Below are 18,504 nucleotides of genomic sequence, written 5' to 3'. Positions count from 1 at the left end.
GCTATCATAAAGTCCCATGAAGACAGGCCTGCAGTTAAATCTTACTCAAAATCTAGCAATGACCCCGCAGCTACAGCAGGCCATAAGGTTTCTTCAGTTATCCTCACTGGATCTCCTTCAAGAAATTCAACAAAGCCTATACAACAACCCACTTTTAGAACTTGAAGAAGAGACAGAAAATTTAGACATCCTTGAGCAAAAATCAACAAATGAATCCATAGACGTGTCTACCGAGGATCTAACTATAAGTGACTGGGAAGAAAAAATACCGGAAGAGCTGCCTCTCGATATCAAATGGGACGATATTTACGAACCAACTAACTATAAGACGGCCGAAAATACCGATTTTAGCGGAGATGAAGAGCTCGATCGAACCACTGACTCCCTCAAGAATCATTTAATATGGCAACTCCATCTAGCACCTTTCTCTAAGATAGAGTTCTTAATTGGAGAGCATATTATTGACTCGATTGACGAGAATGGAATGCTTGCTGTGGCGGCCGAGGATATCCAAGTATTGCTAGGTGGTACAACAAAACTTGAAGATGTGCATGCAGTGCTATATCAAATACAACAGTTTGATCCCCCAGGAGTCGGAGCAAGAACCCTCTCTGAATCACTGCTAATACAACTAAATCAGCTCTCAGAAAATACAGAATATTTAAATGAAGCCCGACTATTGGTGTCTGATTATATTAATCTGTTGGGCGAAAATAGCCATCAGCGACTCCAAAAAATTACCGGATATACCGCAGCAGTTATCAATGCGGCTGTATTCTTAATAAGAACTTTATCGCCTCATCCGGGGGACAGGTGGAATAACGAGCCCATAGGGTACATTGCACCTGATGCGCGTGTACATAAATCAAATGGATTCTGGCATGTATTGCTAAATGAGGATATCACACCAAAACTGAAAATTAATGAACAGTATGCATCTTTAGTCAGGCGAGGGGATTCCAGTCAAGAAAACGACTTTATAAAAAGCCATCTACAGGAAGCAAGATGGCTGATTCGAAGTATAGAGAATCGCAACGAAACTTTATTAAGGGTTGCTTCCTGCATCATCAAACAACAACAAGAATTTTTTGAACAAGGACCGATCGGTATGAAGCCTATGATTTTAGCGGATATAGCAGAAGAACTAGAACTTCATGAATCTACCATATCTCGGGTAACCACTCAAAAATACATAGATACGCCACTGGGCATCTTTGAGCTAAAATATTTCTTCTCAAGCCATGTAAAAACATCACACGGAGAAGAGTTTTCATCTACGGCAATTCGCGCTATCCTAAAAAGAATCGTCAGCACTGAAGATCCGGTGTGCCCTTTGAGTGACAGCAAGCTAACATTCTTGTTGACTGGAATGGGTATTCAGATTGCGCGCCGTACGGTTTCTAAATACAGAGAGAGCGCAGGAATTGCTACCTCTAATAAACGAAAATGCATCCAAGCATTATGCGATAAAAAATAAATGGAGACTCATATGCAGCTAACTATCAGCGGCCATCACCTAGCTATAACTGCCCCAATTAGAGAGTATGCTACAAACAAACTAGAAAAATTAGAGCGCCACCATAACCATATTACCAGCATTCATGTTATTGTCTCGGTAGAAAAACTGTTACAAAAAGCGGATGCCACTATACATATAAGTGGCGGAGAATTGTTTGCCGCCACCGAACACGAAGACCTATATGCAGCAATAGATTTACTTGCAGAAAAGCTAGATAGACAGCTTATTAAGCACAAAGAAAAACACCGAAAAAGATGACCACACATGAAGCTATCTGATCTAATTCCATTTGAAAATATTGTCACCAACGCTGCGGGAAAAAGCAAAAAAAGAATCTTAGAGGATCTCTCCCTCTTTCTTTCAGGTCGAATCAATGGTGTTGACTCAGAGAAATTGTATCAGGGCTTGCTTGCAAGAGAACGCCTGGGCAGCACGGGTATAGGAGAAGGGATAGCAATACCACATTGTCGGATGCCTGGATGCGAAAAAATTACAGCGGCTTTTTTTAAGCTAAATAGCCCGGTAGATTTTGACTCCACAGATAACATATTGGTTGATCTAGTCTTTGCTTTAGTTGTCCCCGAGGAGGAACATAACGCACACCTAGATGCGCTGTCATCCATTGCAGAATTACTACAGGATAAAAAAACCTGCGAAATACTAAGGAATTCTTCATCCAAGGAAGTGTTTTATCAGGCGATCAAAAATGGAGGAGCTAAGAAAAAATGAGGCTCATAATTGTCAGCGGGCGGTCTGGTTCTGGTAAAAGTACAGCCCTTAATATGCTAGAAGATGCTGATTTCTCATGCATAGATAATCTGCCTGCTAAACTTCTTCTTGGGTTGATCGAACACGCATCTCACTTTAAAAAAAGCCATCGACATAATAATCTGGCCGTAGGGATTGATGCAAGAAGTCTGGAGAATGACTTAACCCAACTACCAGAAATTCTTAACCAAATTAAAAATTATGAAGTGAGCTATGAAATAGTATTTCTCGATGCATCTAACGATGTGTTGATTCAACGTTTCAGTGAAACAAGTCGAAAACACCCGCTAAGTTCCAATAAAGTAGCGATCAAAGAGGCTATATTGTTAGAAACAAAGCTGCTGGACTCTGTTTCTACCTTAGCAGATCGCAAAATTGACACTAGCAACATGAATCTCCATCAGCTCAGGAGTGTTATAAAAAAACAGTTAATTCCAAGCAATGAAAATACCACTTCTATCCTATTTGAATCTTTTGCATTTAAGTATGGCGTGCCAACTGATGCAGATTTTGTTTTTGATGTTCGTTGCCTGCCAAATCCATATTGGAACATTGAGTTACGAGGTTGCAATGGCAATGAAAGCCCAATCATTAAATTTTTTGAGCAAGAAAAAGAAGTATCTCAAATGTTGTCAGATATCAGCGTCTTTCTGACATGCTGGCTTCCAAAATTTCAAGAAACCAATCGCAGCTATGTCACTATTGCAATTGGTTGCACTGGAGGACAGCATCGCTCTGTATATATTAGCAACATGCTAAAAAAAATCTTTCAAAAAGATTATACCAACACTCAGGCATGGCATAGAGAGTTGAGCTAACTTAATAGGTAACCTAATAATTAATATGTCACAATCAATAAGCACAAAGCTCACTATTATTAACAAACTAGGCCTTCATGCTCGTGCAGCAGCACAGCTGGCATCTACCGCGAATAAATACAGCTGCACTATAAAAGTAGGTCGAAGCCAAGATAAGCTAGTGGATGCCAAAAGTGTAATGTCCTTGTTATTGCTTGCAGCAAGCAACGGTGCAATCTTATACTTTGACATTCAGGGAAGTGACGCAAAAAAAGCATATAAAGATATAGAGCAATTGCTAGCCAACCGATTTAACGAGGCGCAATAAAACCACATGCCTCTTGGCAAGAAATATGCAATGACCGCTGTAAATTTTAAGCACCCGCCTATAAACTATTGCTTGGTCTATAGCGATAGCCAAGGACACCTCTCCAATGCAGGGACATAACGAAAAAGTTAGCCAGCTCTCTCAGCTTGCGAGCATTCACGAGCTAATGGACTCCAGTGATGTTCGCTTGCTGAGCTACATGCTTAACCACTTGACACCTGCTGATATTGCCCACCAAATAGAGTCAGCGCCGCCTAAAGCACGCCGAGTTCTGTGGGATCTGATCGATAAAGAGCTTGAAGGTCAAGTAATAGGAGAGTTGAGCGAAGAGCTTAGTGGGGAAATTCTCAAGGAAATGGAGAGCCATGAAGTAGCTTCTCTGACAGAAGGTCTAGATCCAGACGATATAGCAGATATTCTTCAGCAACTACCTGAAAAAGTCATTCCAGAAGTACTACAGGCAATGAGCGCACAAGATCGGCTTCGAGTCGAAAGTATTCTTAGTTATGCCGAAGATACAGCTGGCGGCCTAATGAATACTGATACCATTACTGTAAGGCCAGACATAACAATTGATGTTGTATTGCGCTACTTAAGACGCCATGAAGAGCTTCCTAATACCACTGATAGCATATTTGTAGTCAATAGAGAGGATTCTCTTCTAGGTATTCTACCTCTTGGTAAATTGTTGACCTCCAGCCCAGATATCACGGCCAGAGAAGTCATGGTTGCTAGAACTGAGGGCATCTATGCAGATATGCCTGATTCCGAGGTTGCGCACTTATTTAAAAAAAATGATTGGGTGTCCGCTCCAGTAACAAATCAAGAAAATAAATTATTAGGGCGCATCACTATTGATGACGTGGTTGACGTGATGAGTGATGAAGCCGATCATTCCCTGCTTAGTCTAGCGGGACTGAGTGATGAGGAGGGGACATTTACCTCTATTGGACGAACAGCTCCCAGAAGAGCAGTTTGGCTTGGCATTAATTTAATGACTGCCATTTTGGCCTCTTCGGTAATTAATATTTTTGAAGCTACAATCGAAAAGGTAGTAGCGTTAGCCATACTAATGCCCATTGTGGCAAGCATGGGAGGAGTCGCGGGCAGTCAAACGCTTACTGTTGTTATTCGCGGCATGGCATTAGGCCAGGTCGGCCGGAGCAATCTACGATGGCTGCTAAGCAAAGAATTTGCTGTAGGTGCGCTAAACGGGATACTTTGGGCGTTAGTAATGGGTGGAGTCGCAGCGTTCTGGTTTAAAGATCCCATCATTGCTGTAATTATTTCTTCAGCGATGGCTATCAACCTAATCGTAGCTGCATTGGCTGGAGCCACACTTCCGGTAATTCTAAAGTCTTGTCGAATTGATCCCGCTCTAGCGGGAACTGTTGCATTAACAACAATTACTGATGTGGTTGGCTTCTTTTCTTTTCTAGGGCTAGCTACAATATTTTACGGTTAATCGTATATGACTGACAAACCAATCACTAACTCTGATCTATTCATAGACCTAGTAGAAAAAAATCCTATTGAGTCTATCGTCAAAAGTAAGTCTGCCCTAAAACGTGAAATGACCAATTTGCAAAAGATTGGCGAAAAGCTTATTAATCTCTCTCCTGGAAAACTAGCAAAAATTCCAATGCCAGAAGAGCTTTTCGAAGCGGTAATGCTGGCAAGGCGCCTCAAAAATCGTGAGGGGAAACGCAGACAAATGCAATATATTGGAAAATGTATGCGATCTGCTGATAGCCAAAAAATTATAGCGGCACTTGAATCCTTTGACCATCAGAGTGAAGGCTTTCGGCAAGAGCAGCTAAGATTAGAGCAATGGCGGGATCGACTTATCGCTGAAGGAGACAGAGCTATTAGCGAGCTAATGCTAGAGTCACCAGAGATAGATAGACAGCATTTAAGGCAACTGGTTCGGCAGGCACACAAAGAAGCTGCTGAAAACAAGCCTCCTGCTGCAAGCAGGAAAATTTTTGCATACCTTCGAGATAACTAAAGGATGTTAGAACTTAGGGGCTCGTTTTCGCTCATTTTCTGTGAGCAACTTCTTGCGTATACGAACTGATTTTGGTGTCACCTCTACTAGCTCGTCATCTTGAACGAACTCAAGTGCTTGCTCTAGGCTATGATGTATAGGCGGAGACAAGACCAAATTTTCATCTGTCCCAGCAGCACGTATATTAGTTAATTGCTTAGCTTTTGTTGGGTTAACAGGCAGATCATTGCTACGAGCATGGAGACCTATAACTTGTCCCTCATAAACTTCAGCGCCATGACCAAGAAAAAGGCGTCCGCGTTCTTGTAAATTGAACAGAGCGTACGCCAAAGTCTTTCCTCTCACCATTGAGACTAAAACGCCATTTTGGCGTTTAGCTAAATCTCCTTGTTTGGCTGGACCATAACGATCAAAAATACTGGTCATTATACCCGAACCACTGGTCATCGTTAGAAATTGCGAACGAAAACCAATGAGTCCACGAGAAGGCACTATGAACTCTAGGCGAACCCTTCCTTTCCCGTCCATCTCCATATTTCCAAGCTCAGCCCTACGCAGACCAAATTCTTCCATTACAGAGCCTTGGTGTTGTTCCTCAACATCAATAACTACCTGTTCAAACGGCTCAAGAATTTCACCATCAACTTCTTTCGTAATAACCTCTGGTCTTGACACTCCCAGCTCAAATCCCTCACGACGCATATTTTCAATCAAGACCGATAAATGCAATTCGCCGCGGCCAGAAACAACAAATTTATCTGGCGTATCGCCCTGCACCACCCTTAATGCAACATTATGGATTAGCTCTTGCTCTAGGCGCTCTTTTATATTGCGAGAAGTGACAAACTTTCCTTCAAGGCCGGCAAAAGGAGAATTATTTACCTGAAACGTCATGCTTACCGTTGGCTCATCAACTGTCAGAGGTGTCAAGGCTTCTGGGTGATCTGGACTGCATATTGTGTCAGAAATATTGAGCTTATCGATTCCTGTGACACACACGATCTCACCCGCTTCCGCCTCAATAACATCTACACGCTCAAGACCACTATAGCCCATAACTTGAAGAACTCTACCTTTGCGAGAGACTCCTTCGCTGTCGACTATAACAATTTGCTCGTTAGGCTTTAATTTTCCACGAGTGATCCTACCCACACCAATAACGCCAACATAGCTATTGTAGTCTAATGCGCTGATTTGCATTTGGAGGGGGCCGTCCCTATTGACCGCCGGAGACCTAACCTTGTCTACTATCATTTGCAAAAGAGGCGCCATATCTTCTGCCAAAGACTCAGGTTCATGACCAGCAACCCCATTCAAAGCAGAAGCAAATATTATAGGGAAGTCCATCTGTTCATCAGTAGCGCCTAATCTGTCGAATAAATCGAACACCTGATCTACGACCCAATGAGGCCTTGCACCCGGGCGATCAACTTTATTTACAACCAAAATAGGGTTTAATCCTTGCTCAAAAGCTTTCTGGGTAACAAACCGAGTTTGAGGCATTGGTCCATCTACAGCGTCCACCAATAATAAAACTGAATCAACCATTGAGAGCACACGCTCAACTTCTCCCCCAAAATCAGCATGCCCAGGGGTATCTACAATATTGATATTATATCCATTCCACTTGAGAGCTGTATTTTTAGCAAGAATAGTTATACCGCGCTCTCTTTCTTGATCGCTTGAATCCATTATTCGCTCTGAATTCATATCTTTTCGATCGAGAGTGCCCGATTGCTGAAGAAGCTTATCAACTAAAGTGGTTTTACCATGATCAACATGGGCAATAATGGCAATATTCCGAAGATTTTCAATCACAAGACTGATCCTAGGTTGGGAAAAAAACGGCATTATACTGACCTGAGCTATCTGGAGATAGCAAAATGCATGAAAATGCTCACTTTAATTTTTTTAAACTTAAAAAATACCGTATTAATTACAGTTAATGCTTGCATGACATGCTGTAGAAACAACCCAAGCCAAATGGAAAAAATAAAGTGGTTTACAAAATATACCAATAAATGCACTATAAATGATCTTAAATTGCACCATAAATGGTCTTTATGGCACCCTAACAGTGCAATTATATTTTCTAGGGCGCTATGATTGGGTCTGTTGACCAATTATAGTGTTGGCACAATTTTTGCTTTGATAACTAGTAGGATAGCAGTAAAAATTACAGCTAATATCTAGAACAAAAGATCACCAATGAAACATTTTTATATTGTAGCTAGGCATACTTAAATTTGGAGGAACAAATGTCACAAACTAAAAAACTTATTACAGAAAGTGAAGCGCGCTGGGTAGATCTTCGCTTTACGGATACAAGAGGGAAAGAGCAGCATGTTTCTTTTCCATCTAAAGATGTAGATGACGAATTTTTTAAAGTCGGCAAAATGTTTGATGGCTCATCAATTGAAGGCTGGAAAGGTATAAATGAGTCAGATATGATCTTAATGCCTGATGATACAACGGCTATTCTGGATCCATTTACTGACGAAGCAACCATAATTATCCGTTGTGATATTATTGAGCCTTCTACCATGAGGTCCTATGATCGCGATCCTCGCTCTGTTGCAAAACGAGCCGAAGAATATCTAGCTACAACCGGATTAGGCGACACTGCGTTCTTTGGCCCAGAGCCAGAATTCTTTGTTTTTGATGATGTAAAGTGGGGCTCCAATATAAGCGGTTCTTTCTACAAAATTAACTCTGAAGAAGGGGCATGGTCTTCTGGTTCTGACTACTCAGATGGCAACATGGGCCATCGTCCTGGGGTCAAAGGGGGCTATTTTCCAGTGCCGCCAGTAGACAGTCTACATGATCTTAGAACTGCAATGTGTTCGGCAATGGAACAAATGGGACTAGACATTGAAGTGCATCATCATGAGGTGGCTACCGCTGGGCAGTGCGAAATTGGGGTAAAATTTAACACTCTCGTCAAAAAAGCTGATGAAGTTCAAATTCTCAAATACTGTGTACATAATGTTGCTCACGCCTATGGAAAAACTGCGACATTTATGCCCAAACCTCTTGTGGGTGACAATGGTTCCGGTATGCATTGTCATCAATCTTTCTGGAAGAATGGCGAAAATGCTTTTGCAGGAAATGGTTATGCTGGATTAAGCGAAACTGCACTTTACTATATCGGGGGAATAATCAAGCATGCCAAAGCCTTAAATGCTTTTGCAAATGCGTCCACCAATTCTTATAAGCGCCTAATTCCAGGGTTTGAGGCTCCAGTAATGCTTGCCTATTCAGCTCGAAATCGCTCAGCGGCACTACGTATTCCTTATGTTGATTCACCCAAAGGAAAGCGTGTAGAGCTCCGATTTGGTGACCCAACAGCAAATCCCTACTTAATGTTTGCCTCTATGCTTATGGCCGGGATTGATGGAGTCATAAACAAAATACACCCAGGCGAGCCTGCAGATAAAGACCTTTATGACTTATCTCCAGAAGAAGGCGCCTTAATTCCACAAGTGGCCGGAAGCCTAAGGGAGGCTCTGGAGGCTCTGGATAATGACAGAGATTTCTTAACGAAAAGTGGGGTCTTTACGGATGAAATGATAGATGCCTACATTGAATTAAAAATGCAAGATGTATACCGCGTAGAACATACAACTCATCCAGTTGAATTTGATATGTATTATTCTGTGTAAAAGCTGCAATCTGGCAAGTCGGGTTGAGAATCTTTACGGCCCGACTTGCTGGCACTTAAGTAAAAAATAGCGATATAAAAAAACCAAGTCTTTAGGGAGTTTTCGTAATCTCTGTTATTCGCTAACATGCAAGAAACCAAACTTATAGCCAGCTACAATGATGAAAAAAGATAATCTACAGAATCTACTTTTAGACAGTCTTAGCGTATCCATTATCTTGTTAGATGAAAAGCTAACGATTTCCTATTTAAATCCTTCAGCAGAAAATCTTTTCGATGCAAGCTCGATTCGCATCATTGGATTACCAATATTAAATTTCTTACAGCCCGACCAAAAATGCTCTTTAGGGGAGGTAGTACATTTATGCTCTCTGGATAAAGCATTGAAGGAGGCTCAACCCTTTACGCAGAGAGAAGCCAGCCTGCAGCTTTTAAATAGTCGTCACATCACTACTGATCTCACCGCCTCTCCTATTGTCTGGGGCCAAGAAAAAATGCTTTTGCTGGAGCTGCAGCCAATAGAAAGGCTACTACAACTAAGTAAAGAAAACGAGCTGCTATCTACGCATGATGCTACACGCAGTATAGTCCGCGGTCTTGCGCATGAAATAAAAAACCCTCTCGGGGGGATTAAAGGTGCAGCGCAGTTACTCTCTGATGATCTAAGCAGCCAGCCAGAGCTTCTCGAGTTTACTGACATCATCTCTAGTGAGACTGATCGTTTATGCAGCCTAGTCGATCGACTACTTGGGTCAAATGCTCTACCTAAACTCTTGCCCACTAACATACATGAAGTGCTTGAGTACATCGTCTCGCTGACAGAAAAAGAAACGCTGGGCTACATAGAGGTAGAAAGAAACTACGATCCAAGTATTCCAGAAATCAATGGCGATAGAGGACAGCTAATCCAGGCATTGTTAAATATTACCCGTAATGCTGTCCAAGCATTAAAAAACAGCGTGCAAAAAACCCCAAGAATTTGGATAAGAACTCGTATTGAAAGGAACTTCACCATTAGAGGCGTCAACCATAGAATGGTTTGCTGCGTTGAAATTATTAATAATGGCCCAGACATACCAGAAGAAATCCTTAATAGTATTTTTTTTCCAATGATCAGTGGCAGGCCGGAAGGCACCGGCCTTGGTTTATCGATCGCTCAGTCAGCTGTTGATGTTCATCGCGGTCTTATTAGATGTGAAACTTCAGTCGATAAAACTACTTTTTATGTGTACTTACCCTTAGGCTAATAAAATGAAACATACTGTTTGGGTTGTTGATGATGATCGATCTATTCGATGGGTAATAGAAAAAGCGCTGGCTAGGGCAGGCATTATGGTGACGAGCTTTGAAAAGGGTAGCAATTTACTTAATGAGCTGAACAAGTCAACCCCTGATACTATAATCAGCGATATAAGAATGCCAGGGATTGATGGTTTGCAGTTATTAAAAAAAATTCACTCCTCGAACCCAGCTCTGCCAGTTATTATAACTACTGCTCACTCAGATCTTGATAGTGCAGTTGCAGCATACCAGGGAGGCGCCTTTGAGTATGTACCGAAGCCCTTTGACATCAAAGAACTTGTCGCTGTAACGCTACGCGCAATTAGTTTTGCTCAAGAACAAAAAAATAATCTTATTCCAGAAAAAAAAACTTCCAGCCATAACAGTGAAATCATTGGAGAGGCTCCTTCCATGCAGGAGGTTTTTCGTGCCATAGGAAGACTATCAAATTCCAATATAACCGTTTTGATAAACGGGGAATCAGGAACTGGAAAAGAGCTTGTAGCTAAGGCGTTACATGATAATAGTCCGCGAAAAAATAATCGATTTATTGCACTTAACATGGCTGCAATTCCTCATGACCTAATAGAATCTGAACTTTTCGGTCACGAGAAAGGTGCATTCAGCGGTGCAACTCATCGGAGAGAGGGTCGCTTTGAGCAAGCAAATGGCGGCACCCTCTTCCTTGATGAAATTGGGGATATGCCAGCAGAAGCACAAACAAGACTCCTTCGAGTGCTTTCAAATGGAGAATTTTACCTTGTAGGCGGCCACACACCTATAAAAGTTGATACCCGAATTATTGCTGCAACCCATCAAAATTTAGAAGATCTAGTTTTGCAGAAGCGATTTAGAGAGGATCTGTTTCACCGATTAAATGTTATCCGAATCCACCTTCCAAAACTAGCAGACCGTCGAGAAGACATTCCTAAACTAATGAAGCACTTTTTAGAGGCGGCCTCTATAGAATTAGAAGGTGAGGCTAAAGCTCTTTCCCCTGAAGCGGAGGAGCACATGTGCAATCTCCCATGGGAAGGCAATGTCAGGCAGCTCGAAAACGTATGTCGCTGGATTACAGTAATGGCTCCCGGTCGAGAGGTGTATATTGACGATCTTCCTCCAGAATTTTTAATTGCATCAAAAGACGTGTCTAATACCTTCAGTTCATGGGAAGAGCAGCTCAAAATCTGGGCAAAAAACGAATTAGCTTCTGGCAATACTGATATTCTTGCGAGAGCAACAGTAAGCTTTGAACAGATATTAATCGAAGCAGCGCTAACTCATACTGGAGGCAGGAAGAAAACTGCTGCCGAACTTCTTGGCTGGGGCAGAAACACTCTAACCCGAAAAATAAAAGAACTTCATATAATTGAACATAGCGATCAGCCAAAGTGACAACCGCTTCTAAAAACTTCGACCCTTAGTGTGCTGAAGCGGCTTATGTCTTTATAACTGGCAAGCTTTGATTTTTCCATTCCATCATGCCACCGCTTAGTCTTAGCACACTAAATCCTTGTTGCTGAAGTGTACGCCCTATAGCTCCCGACTGTTGTCCAACCTTATCGGCAACAATAAGTGCTTTTCCACGATATTTTTCTAGCTCAGATATACAGTCACTTAGCTTGCTATTGGGGATATTAATAGCGCCCGCAATGTGTCCTGCATTGAATTCTCTTGCATCACGAACGTCGAGCAATACAGCCTCATCCGCATTAATCATTCGAGTGACTACATGAGGGGAGATGCTCTTTCCGCTTTTAGCGCGTTCATTTATAGCAAACAAATAAAGTAACGCCATGAAGATACTAACAAGCACCCATTGCTCGCTTATAAAATTAAAGAATTCCAAAATATAAAGCTCCGCTTGTTATTTTTCACAGAATACAAAACAATAAAATAGCCAAATTATACACAGCGAACCCTATAACAGGAAACCATGATTGGCGCTAATTGCTCTTTGCCGGTAAGATTCTTAATTAGCATCTTTGAAAAAAACAACAGAGCCCAAAAAGTCATGACTAAACCGAAAAAACCGCTACTCCTTTTGATAATAGATGGATACGGATACAGTGAAAATAAAAAACATAATGCTATCCATAGTGCGAGAACACCCACCCTAGACAATCTCTGGAAGACCTGTCCCCACAGCCTCATAGGCACATCAGGAATTGCCGTAGGTCTTCCTGAGGGGCAGATGGGAAATAGTGAGGTCGGCCATGTTACTTTGGGTTCTGGGCGAATAGTACATCAAAATCTATCTAAGATTAACAATGCCATCACAAATGGAGATTTTTTCATTAATCCGGCTTACATAAACGCTATAGATAAAGCAGTTGCCAAAGATACGGCAGTGCACATTCTTGGTCTGCTTTCTGCGGGTGGAGTGCATAGCCACGAGGATCACATAAACAGCATTATTAGGCTAGCTGCACAAAGAGGGGCAAAAAAAGTTTATTTGCATGCATTTTTAGATGGCAGAGACAGCCCGCCAAGAAGTGCCGAGGTCTCGCTAAGGGTTACAGATTCTGTCTTTTTAGATTTAGGCGTCGGACGCATTGCTAGTATATGTGGTCGATTTTATGCCATGGATAGAGACCAAAGATGGGATCGCTTAAAGGCAGCCTATGACATGTTGACGAAAGCCTCGCCGGAAAATCAGGCTTCAAGCTCAATTGAGGCGCTGCACGCCAGCTACAAAGATGGTCAAAGTGATGAATTTGTCCAACCTACTGCAATCTGCGCTAAAGGCGAGAATCACGTCACCATCAAAGATGATGATGTGGTTATTTTCATGAATTTTCGTCCAGATAGAGCAAGGCAAATAACCCATGCCTTTGTTGACAACAGTTTTTCTGGGTTTGATAGGACTGTAAGGCCTTTGCTAGCTGACTTTGTAACGACCGCAGAATACTCGTCGGATATAGCGGCGTCAGTAGCATTTCCTCCAGAAGGCATCAGTAACTCACTGGGCGAGCATCTAGGTAAGCTAGGGAAAACTCAATTAAGGATCGCCGAGACTGAAAAATATGCACATGTAACTTTTTTCTTTAGTGGCGGACAAGAAAGTTTCTTTGACGGAGAGTCAAGAATACTGATACCTTCTCCAAAAGTTGCTACTTACGACCTCAAGCCTGAAATGAGCGCTCACGAGCTTACACAAAAACTCCTAGAAGCAATTAATAGTGGCGACTATGACGCCATTATTTGTAACTACGCCAACTGTGACCAAGTTGGCCATAGCGGTGTTTTTGATGCAGCGGTTAAAGCAGTAGAGGTAATCGATGAATGCATCGAAAAAGTAACACTAGCAATCAGAAATGTCGGGGGGCAATGCCTCATTACTGCTGACCATGGTAATGTAGAACAGATGTTTGACGAAGATACCAGACAAGCTCATACACAGCATACGATCTTCCCTGTGCCTCTAATTTACGTAGGAGATAGAAAAATTTCTCTACTCCCCAGTGGTGCGTTATCAGATATTTCCCCCACCATCCTGACCCTTATGGATTTACCTCAACCAATAGAAATGACAGGGCAGTCTTTAGTTAAAACTCATTAATCTATTTCGGTCAGCGATAATGAATCTAAAGCAGTTATTAAAATCAGCGGCATTGACGCTCATGCTAATCGCGCCAACATTAGCAGAAGACTCGGGCACTCTGCAACATCTCAACAAGCTTAAGAGTGACATTCTGCACCTAAAACAATTCTTAGAGGGGGATGAAAAACATCAAGAATCACTTAACGACAAGCTTAAAAATACTGAACTAAATTTAGCAGACTTAAGCGTTAAGATCAAAATCTTAGAGGGAAAGTTAAAAAATTTAAATCTTGAGCTTAAGGCGCTCCGTGTAGAAGATGCTGCCTTAAAAATATCCCTGCAAAGCCAAAAAAAATTGATAGTAAGCTATATTACCTCTTTGCACCGTCAGGGTGGCCAAGAGCCGATAAGGTTATTGTTGAGTCAAAAAAATCCACAGAGTATTAGTAGAACTCTTGAGTACTATAATTATTTTTTACGCGCTAGGGGTGAAAAAATAAACACCTACAAATCAATCATTCAAGAGTTAGCAAGTATTGAAAAATCAATTTTCAACCGACAAGCTAAACTCCTAGAAAATCGCTCCAAGCTTAAAAAAATTACAAAAAATCTACTAACAGCGCAGCAACATAGAAAAAAGATCGTAAAAAGTCTCAATAAAAAAATTTACTCATCTCAAACGAAGTTGAGCACACTAAATAACGAGCGAAGTAGGCTAGAATCTATATTCATGGATGCGGAGAAAAGCACCCAAAACCTCCCCGCTTCCTCTATTGAAAAAACTTTTGCAGCAAGCAAGGGTAAATTGCCTTGGCCTACAAATGGACAGTTAAGTAACCGTTACGATCCTTTGATGGGCTCTGAATTGCACTCAAAAGGGTGGCTTTTGAGTGCAATAGAGGGAGCGCTAGTTAGTGTTATCCATGATGGGGAAATTATCTTTTCAGGCTATCTTAAAAATCATGGCTTACTGGTCATAGTTAACCATAATAATGGGTATATGACTCTTTATGCTCACAATCAAGTTCTTCTAAAAAAAACAGGGGACTGGGTTCTAAAAGGAGAGAATATTTCTAGAGTTGGAAATACTGGAGGCCAAGAGAAACATGCTCTTTACTTTGAAGTGCGCCAAAACGGGAAGCCCTCAAATCCAAAAATTTGGCTGAAGAAAAAATCACCTAGGCTTTCCCATGCAAAAGAAGCCCTAAATTAACCAGGATAAAATTATGTCCAAAGCCCAAGCTATTATTTTTTCTTTTATTTTATTTTTACCATCTTATATGTTTTCTAATTGCATTCAGGCAAAAGAAACTCAAGAGGCGTCCCGCCTACCACTTGAAGAGTTACGTCATTTTACTCAGACCTTCGAAAGAATCCGACAAGAATACATAGAAGAAGTCGACGACAAAAAATTACTTGAAATGTCCATAAAAGGCCTTCTTGGCTCTCTGGATCCTCATTCTGAGTATCTAGATGAACAAGCTTTTTCTTTATTAGAGGAGCATTCCTCAGGTGAATTTGGAGGCCTAGGAGTTGAAGTAAGCTTAGAAAAAGGAGCTATTAGAGTCATCTCTCCAATCGATGGAACTCCTGCATATAGAGCGGGAATATTACCAGGAGATTTGATTATCAAGCTAGATTCAAATGCTGTGCAAAACATGACTTTTGGCGAAGCCATTGAAGTAATGCGTGGACCAAAAGGGTCTACGTTGCTACTAACAATTGTCCGAGGACGAGCAGATGCTCCGATTGAAATCAGCGTTGAACGCGATATTATTCATGTAAGTAGCGTGCGTAGTGAAATACCAAGATCTGGCTTTGGATACATTAGAATTGCACAATTTCAAGAAAATACAGGCCAACAATTCAAAAAAGCATTGTCAGATCTATCTGAAAAAGATAGTCAGCTAAAAGGGGTAGTTCTAGATTTACGCAATAATCCAGGAGGCCTGCTTACCACCTCCATAGAGGTTGTAGACGCAGTCCTAGATGGAGGGTTAGTAGTTTACACCGAAGGTCGGGGGGCCAAATCAAGTGCAAGCTATCAGGCTTCTTCGGGCGACAGATTAAACGGGTTGCCTATGGTGGTGCTTATAAATGAAGGCTCAGCCTCCGCAGCAGAGATTGTTGCAGGTGCCCTCCAGGACCATGGTCGAGCACTCATACTCGGGACCAATAGCTTCGGTAAAGGCTCTGTTCAGACAATCTTTCCTTTAGGGAATAATCGTGGAATGAAGCTAACCACTGCACGTTACTTCACTCCAAACAAAAGGTCCATTCAAGCCTTGGGGATAAAGCCAGATATTATAGTTCAACCTGCCGACATAAAGGTATGGAAGAAGAATAGTGTGGGCATAAAAGAGGCAAATTTACCAAGACACCTAAGTAGTCCATTAGGTCAAAAAAATCCCAAAGAAAAGGAGGTTACCATCAGCGACAATCAACTCCATGATGCTTTGAATTTACTACAGGGTTTACATTTGCTAGGCAAAACACAGCCTGAGTCATAAAAATACCCAGCATTTTGATGTAAATTTAAAGTCTCACTTCAATACCTTTTGCAGACATATATGACTTAGCTTCAGGAATTGTATGTTCACCAAAATGAAAAATGCTAGCTGCAAGAACTGCATCGGCTTTTCCTTCAAGAATGCCGTCCACTAAGTGCTGCAAATTACCAACGCCGCCTGAAGCAATAACAGGGATATCTACTGCTGTGCTAACAGCTCGAGTAAGAGCAAGATTAAAGCCATTCTTAGTTCCATCGTTATCCATGCTCGTCAATAAAATTTCTCCTGCTCCATAACTGGCCATTTTGTTGACCCAGACTAACACATCAATTCCAGTCGTATTGCGTCCACCATGAGTAAACACCTCCCAGCGTAAAGGCTCGCCCTTTGCGCTTACCTGTTTAGCGTCAATTGCCACAACAATGCACTGTGAACCAAAACGATCTGCCGCAGCTTGAACGAATTCTGGGGTTTTTACAGCTGCAGAATTAATACCTACTTTATCAGCACCAGCATTGAGTAATGCTCTAATATCAATCAATGATCGCACGCCGCCGCCAACCGTAAGAGGAATAAATACCTCGCTCGCTATCTTTTCCACCGTGTGGATCATAGTATCTCGACCCTCATGGCTTGCTGTGATGTCTAAAAAAGTTATTTCATCAGCCCCATGGTTGTTATAGCGCTTAGCTATTTCAACAGGGTCTCCAGCATCCCGTATATCCAAAAACTGGACGCCCTTCACTACTCGACCTTTATCAACATCGAGACAGGGTATGATTCGCTTTGCCAATGACATAGAACAACCTTGATACAATTTTTTTTAAAAAAATATTTCAAAAAAACAAATAACTAAAGCCTAGCTCTTATTTTTATCAAATAAGTGCCCTAATTTTCCAGCTTTTACAGCCAGGTATGCTTCATTGTGTGGATTTTGGCCAGTTTGTAATGCAATTCGCTCTGAGACAACAATTCCCATCTCTTCCAGTGCTTGAACCTTTTTAGGATTGTTTGTCAGTAAACGTACATTATCAATCTCAAAATGCTCAAAAATAGACTGACACATGCTGTAGTCTCGCATATCTGGATCAAAGCCCAGCTGCTCGTTTGCCTCGACAGTGTCCGCACCCTCGTCTTGGAGGTGATATGCCTTAATTTTGTTGAGTAGGCCGATGCCTCTACCCTCTTGACGCAAATAAAGTACCGCACCCCTACCTTCTTTGGCAATAAGGCGCATAGCTTCTTCTAGTTGAGACCCACAATCACAACGAAGACTAAACAATGAATCGCCAGTGAGGCATTCAGAATGAATTCTCACTAAAACAGAACCCGCACCAGAAATTGGCCCTAGCGAGAGGACAATATGCTCTTTATCTTTAGCGGCATCATGAAAGCCGTGCAACTCAAACATCCCCCATCGGGTTGGCAGCTGCGATTTCTGTATAAAATCTAAGGACACTAGTTACTCCAACATAAACGTAATTTAGCCAAGGTTGCTCATTTTAACCATGATGCATAGCGAGTAAAGGACTTTAAGCCACTAGCTACTTTGTTCCACATCAACAGGTTCAGCGATTAAGCATACCAAAATTGTTTTTTCTTATAGAATCTTGATTGTTAAAAACAACACCAACCAAGTTAAGGCGCCAGCGACCAAATCATCTAACATTATACCTAAGCCTCCGGTTATATTCTTATCCAGCCAGCTAATAGGCCAAGGCTTCCATATATCAAACAGCCTGAAAATCAAGAAGCCCGCTAACACCCAAGCCCAAGAGACTGGGATTATAGTCAATGCCAGCCAAAGCCCGACCATTTCATCCCAGACAATACCGCCATGATCATGAACGCCTAAATCACTAGCAGTTTTTCCGCAAATATAAACCCCCGCCAACGCAGCTACAGTGACAGTCGCCAAGTATGAAGTTAATGGCAATTCTGCTAGCAGGCACCAAAACAGGAGCCCCATTACGGTGCCTGCTGTCCCTGGCGCTTTAGGCAATAATCCGCTACCAAAACCAAATGCCAACAAGTGGATTGGATTACGAATTAATTGCTGAAAGGTTGGTATAGTTGTTTTCATTTGGG

Annotated in this window: 18 protein-coding genes; 13 read left to right on the top strand and 5 right to left on the bottom strand. The window is 41.8% G+C overall.

Features of this window, described 5'->3' with window-relative positions:
- Nucleotides 1-16: 16 nt before the first annotated feature.
- The 7 genes from ABXT41_RS00660 to yjgA all read left to right on the top strand — a co-directional run bounded on the left by ABXT41_RS00660 (nt 17) and on the right by yjgA (nt 5,420).
- Nucleotides 17-1,477: an RNA polymerase factor sigma-54 gene (locus tag ABXT41_RS00660; RefSeq protein ID WP_415390915.1), complete on the top strand. Its 1,461-nt coding sequence runs from the start codon at nt 17-19 to the stop codon at nt 1,475-1,477.
- Nucleotides 1,478-1,489: 12 nt separating this feature from the next.
- Complete coding sequence (gene hpf, locus ABXT41_RS00655; RefSeq protein ID WP_415390914.1) at nt 1,490-1,777, top strand: ribosome hibernation-promoting factor, HPF/YfiA family; 288 nt, start codon at nt 1,490-1,492, stop codon at nt 1,775-1,777.
- 6 nt (nt 1,778-1,783) lie between these two features.
- A complete protein-coding gene (gene ptsN, locus ABXT41_RS00650) occupies nt 1,784-2,248 on the top strand; it encodes a PTS IIA-like nitrogen regulatory protein PtsN (RefSeq protein ID WP_415390913.1) in 465 nt (154 codons plus the stop codon).
- Entirely contained in the window at nt 2,245-3,105 is an 861-nt protein-coding gene (gene rapZ, locus ABXT41_RS00645) for an RNase adapter RapZ (RefSeq protein WP_415390912.1), read from the top strand. The genes ptsN and rapZ overlap by 4 nt, the downstream gene beginning before the upstream one ends.
- A 25-nt stretch (nt 3,106-3,130) precedes the next feature.
- Complete coding sequence (locus ABXT41_RS00640) at nt 3,131-3,412, top strand: HPr family phosphocarrier protein (protein ID WP_415390911.1); 282 nt, start codon at nt 3,131-3,133, stop codon at nt 3,410-3,412.
- Between the two features lie 106 nt (nt 3,413-3,518).
- Nucleotides 3,519-4,877: a magnesium transporter gene (gene mgtE / locus ABXT41_RS00635; protein ID WP_415390910.1), complete on the top strand. Its 1,359-nt coding sequence runs from the start codon at nt 3,519-3,521 to the stop codon at nt 4,875-4,877.
- Nucleotides 4,878-4,883: 6 nt separating this feature from the next.
- Nucleotides 4,884-5,420, top strand: coding sequence for a ribosome biogenesis factor YjgA (gene yjgA / locus ABXT41_RS00630; RefSeq protein WP_415390909.1), 537 nt, complete (start codon nt 4,884-4,886; stop codon nt 5,418-5,420).
- 6 nt (nt 5,421-5,426) lie between these two features.
- On the opposite strand, the gene typA is transcribed toward yjgA, so the two are convergent.
- Entirely contained in the window at nt 5,427-7,238 is a 1,812-nt protein-coding gene (typA, locus tag ABXT41_RS00625; RefSeq protein ID WP_415391429.1) for a translational GTPase TypA, read from the bottom strand.
- A 440-nt stretch (nt 7,239-7,678) separates the two neighbouring features.
- On the opposite strand from typA, the gene glnA reads away from it, so the two are divergent.
- The 3 genes from glnA to ntrC all read left to right on the top strand — a co-directional run bounded on the left by glnA (nt 7,679) and on the right by ntrC (nt 11,757).
- Entirely contained in the window at nt 7,679-9,082 is a 1,404-nt protein-coding gene (gene glnA, locus ABXT41_RS00620) for a glutamate--ammonia ligase (RefSeq protein ID WP_415390908.1), read from the top strand.
- Nucleotides 9,083-9,239: 157 nt separating this feature from the next.
- Nucleotides 9,240-10,328, top strand: a complete 1,089-nt coding sequence (glnL, locus tag ABXT41_RS00615; protein WP_415390907.1) for a nitrogen regulation protein NR(II) — start codon at nt 9,240-9,242, stop codon at nt 10,326-10,328.
- Between the two features lie 4 nt (nt 10,329-10,332).
- Nucleotides 10,333-11,757, top strand: a complete 1,425-nt coding sequence (gene ntrC / locus ABXT41_RS00610; protein WP_415390906.1) for a nitrogen regulation protein NR(I) — start codon at nt 10,333-10,335, stop codon at nt 11,755-11,757.
- 43 nt (nt 11,758-11,800) lie between these two features.
- On the opposite strand, the gene ABXT41_RS00605 is transcribed toward ntrC, so the two are convergent.
- A complete protein-coding gene (locus tag ABXT41_RS00605) occupies nt 11,801-12,211 on the bottom strand; it encodes a rhodanese-like domain-containing protein (RefSeq protein ID WP_415390905.1) in 411 nt (136 codons plus the stop codon).
- 165 nt (nt 12,212-12,376) lie between these two features.
- Here ABXT41_RS00605 and gpmI point away from each other — a divergent pair, with 165 nt between their 5' ends.
- Genes gpmI through ABXT41_RS00590 form a run of 3 tightly spaced genes read left to right on the top strand, consistent with a single transcriptional unit; the run spans nt 12,377 to nt 16,416 of the window.
- Entirely contained in the window at nt 12,377-13,924 is a 1,548-nt protein-coding gene (gpmI, locus tag ABXT41_RS00600; protein ID WP_415390904.1) for a 2,3-bisphosphoglycerate-independent phosphoglycerate mutase, read from the top strand.
- Nucleotides 13,925-13,943: 19 nt separating this feature from the next.
- Nucleotides 13,944-15,119 (top strand): murein hydrolase activator EnvC family protein, encoded by a 1,176-nt coding sequence (locus ABXT41_RS00595; RefSeq protein WP_415390903.1) that lies wholly within the window; start codon nt 13,944-13,946, stop codon nt 15,117-15,119.
- Between the two features lie 13 nt (nt 15,120-15,132).
- Entirely contained in the window at nt 15,133-16,416 is a 1,284-nt protein-coding gene (locus ABXT41_RS00590) for a S41 family peptidase (protein WP_415390902.1), read from the top strand.
- A gap of 25 nt (nt 16,417-16,441) precedes the next feature.
- On the opposite strand, the gene hisF is transcribed toward ABXT41_RS00590, so the two are convergent.
- The 3 genes from hisF to ABXT41_RS00575 all read right to left on the bottom strand — a co-directional run bounded on the left by hisF (nt 16,442) and on the right by ABXT41_RS00575 (nt 18,499).
- Nucleotides 16,442-17,215, bottom strand: a complete 774-nt coding sequence (gene hisF / locus ABXT41_RS00585; RefSeq protein ID WP_415390901.1) for an imidazole glycerol phosphate synthase subunit HisF — start codon at nt 17,213-17,215, stop codon at nt 16,442-16,444.
- Between the two features lie 60 nt (nt 17,216-17,275).
- Nucleotides 17,276-17,875, bottom strand: a complete 600-nt coding sequence (gene ribA, locus ABXT41_RS00580) for a GTP cyclohydrolase II (protein WP_415390900.1) — start codon at nt 17,873-17,875, stop codon at nt 17,276-17,278.
- A 141-nt stretch (nt 17,876-18,016) separates the two neighbouring features.
- Nucleotides 18,017-18,499 carry a phosphatidylglycerophosphatase A gene (locus ABXT41_RS00575; RefSeq protein WP_415390899.1) on the bottom strand — a complete coding sequence of 161 codons (483 nt, stop codon included), beginning with the start codon at nt 18,497-18,499 and terminating at the stop codon, nt 18,017-18,019.
- Between the last annotated feature and the right edge of the window lie 5 nt (nt 18,500-18,504).

Source organism: Porticoccus sp. Uisw_050_02 (assembly GCF_047729555.1).
GTDB lineage: Bacteria > Pseudomonadota > Gammaproteobacteria > Pseudomonadales > Porticoccaceae > Porticoccus.
The sequence above is the reverse complement of the archived record's forward strand: the minus strand, read 5'-3'. Positions and strand labels throughout refer to the sequence as shown.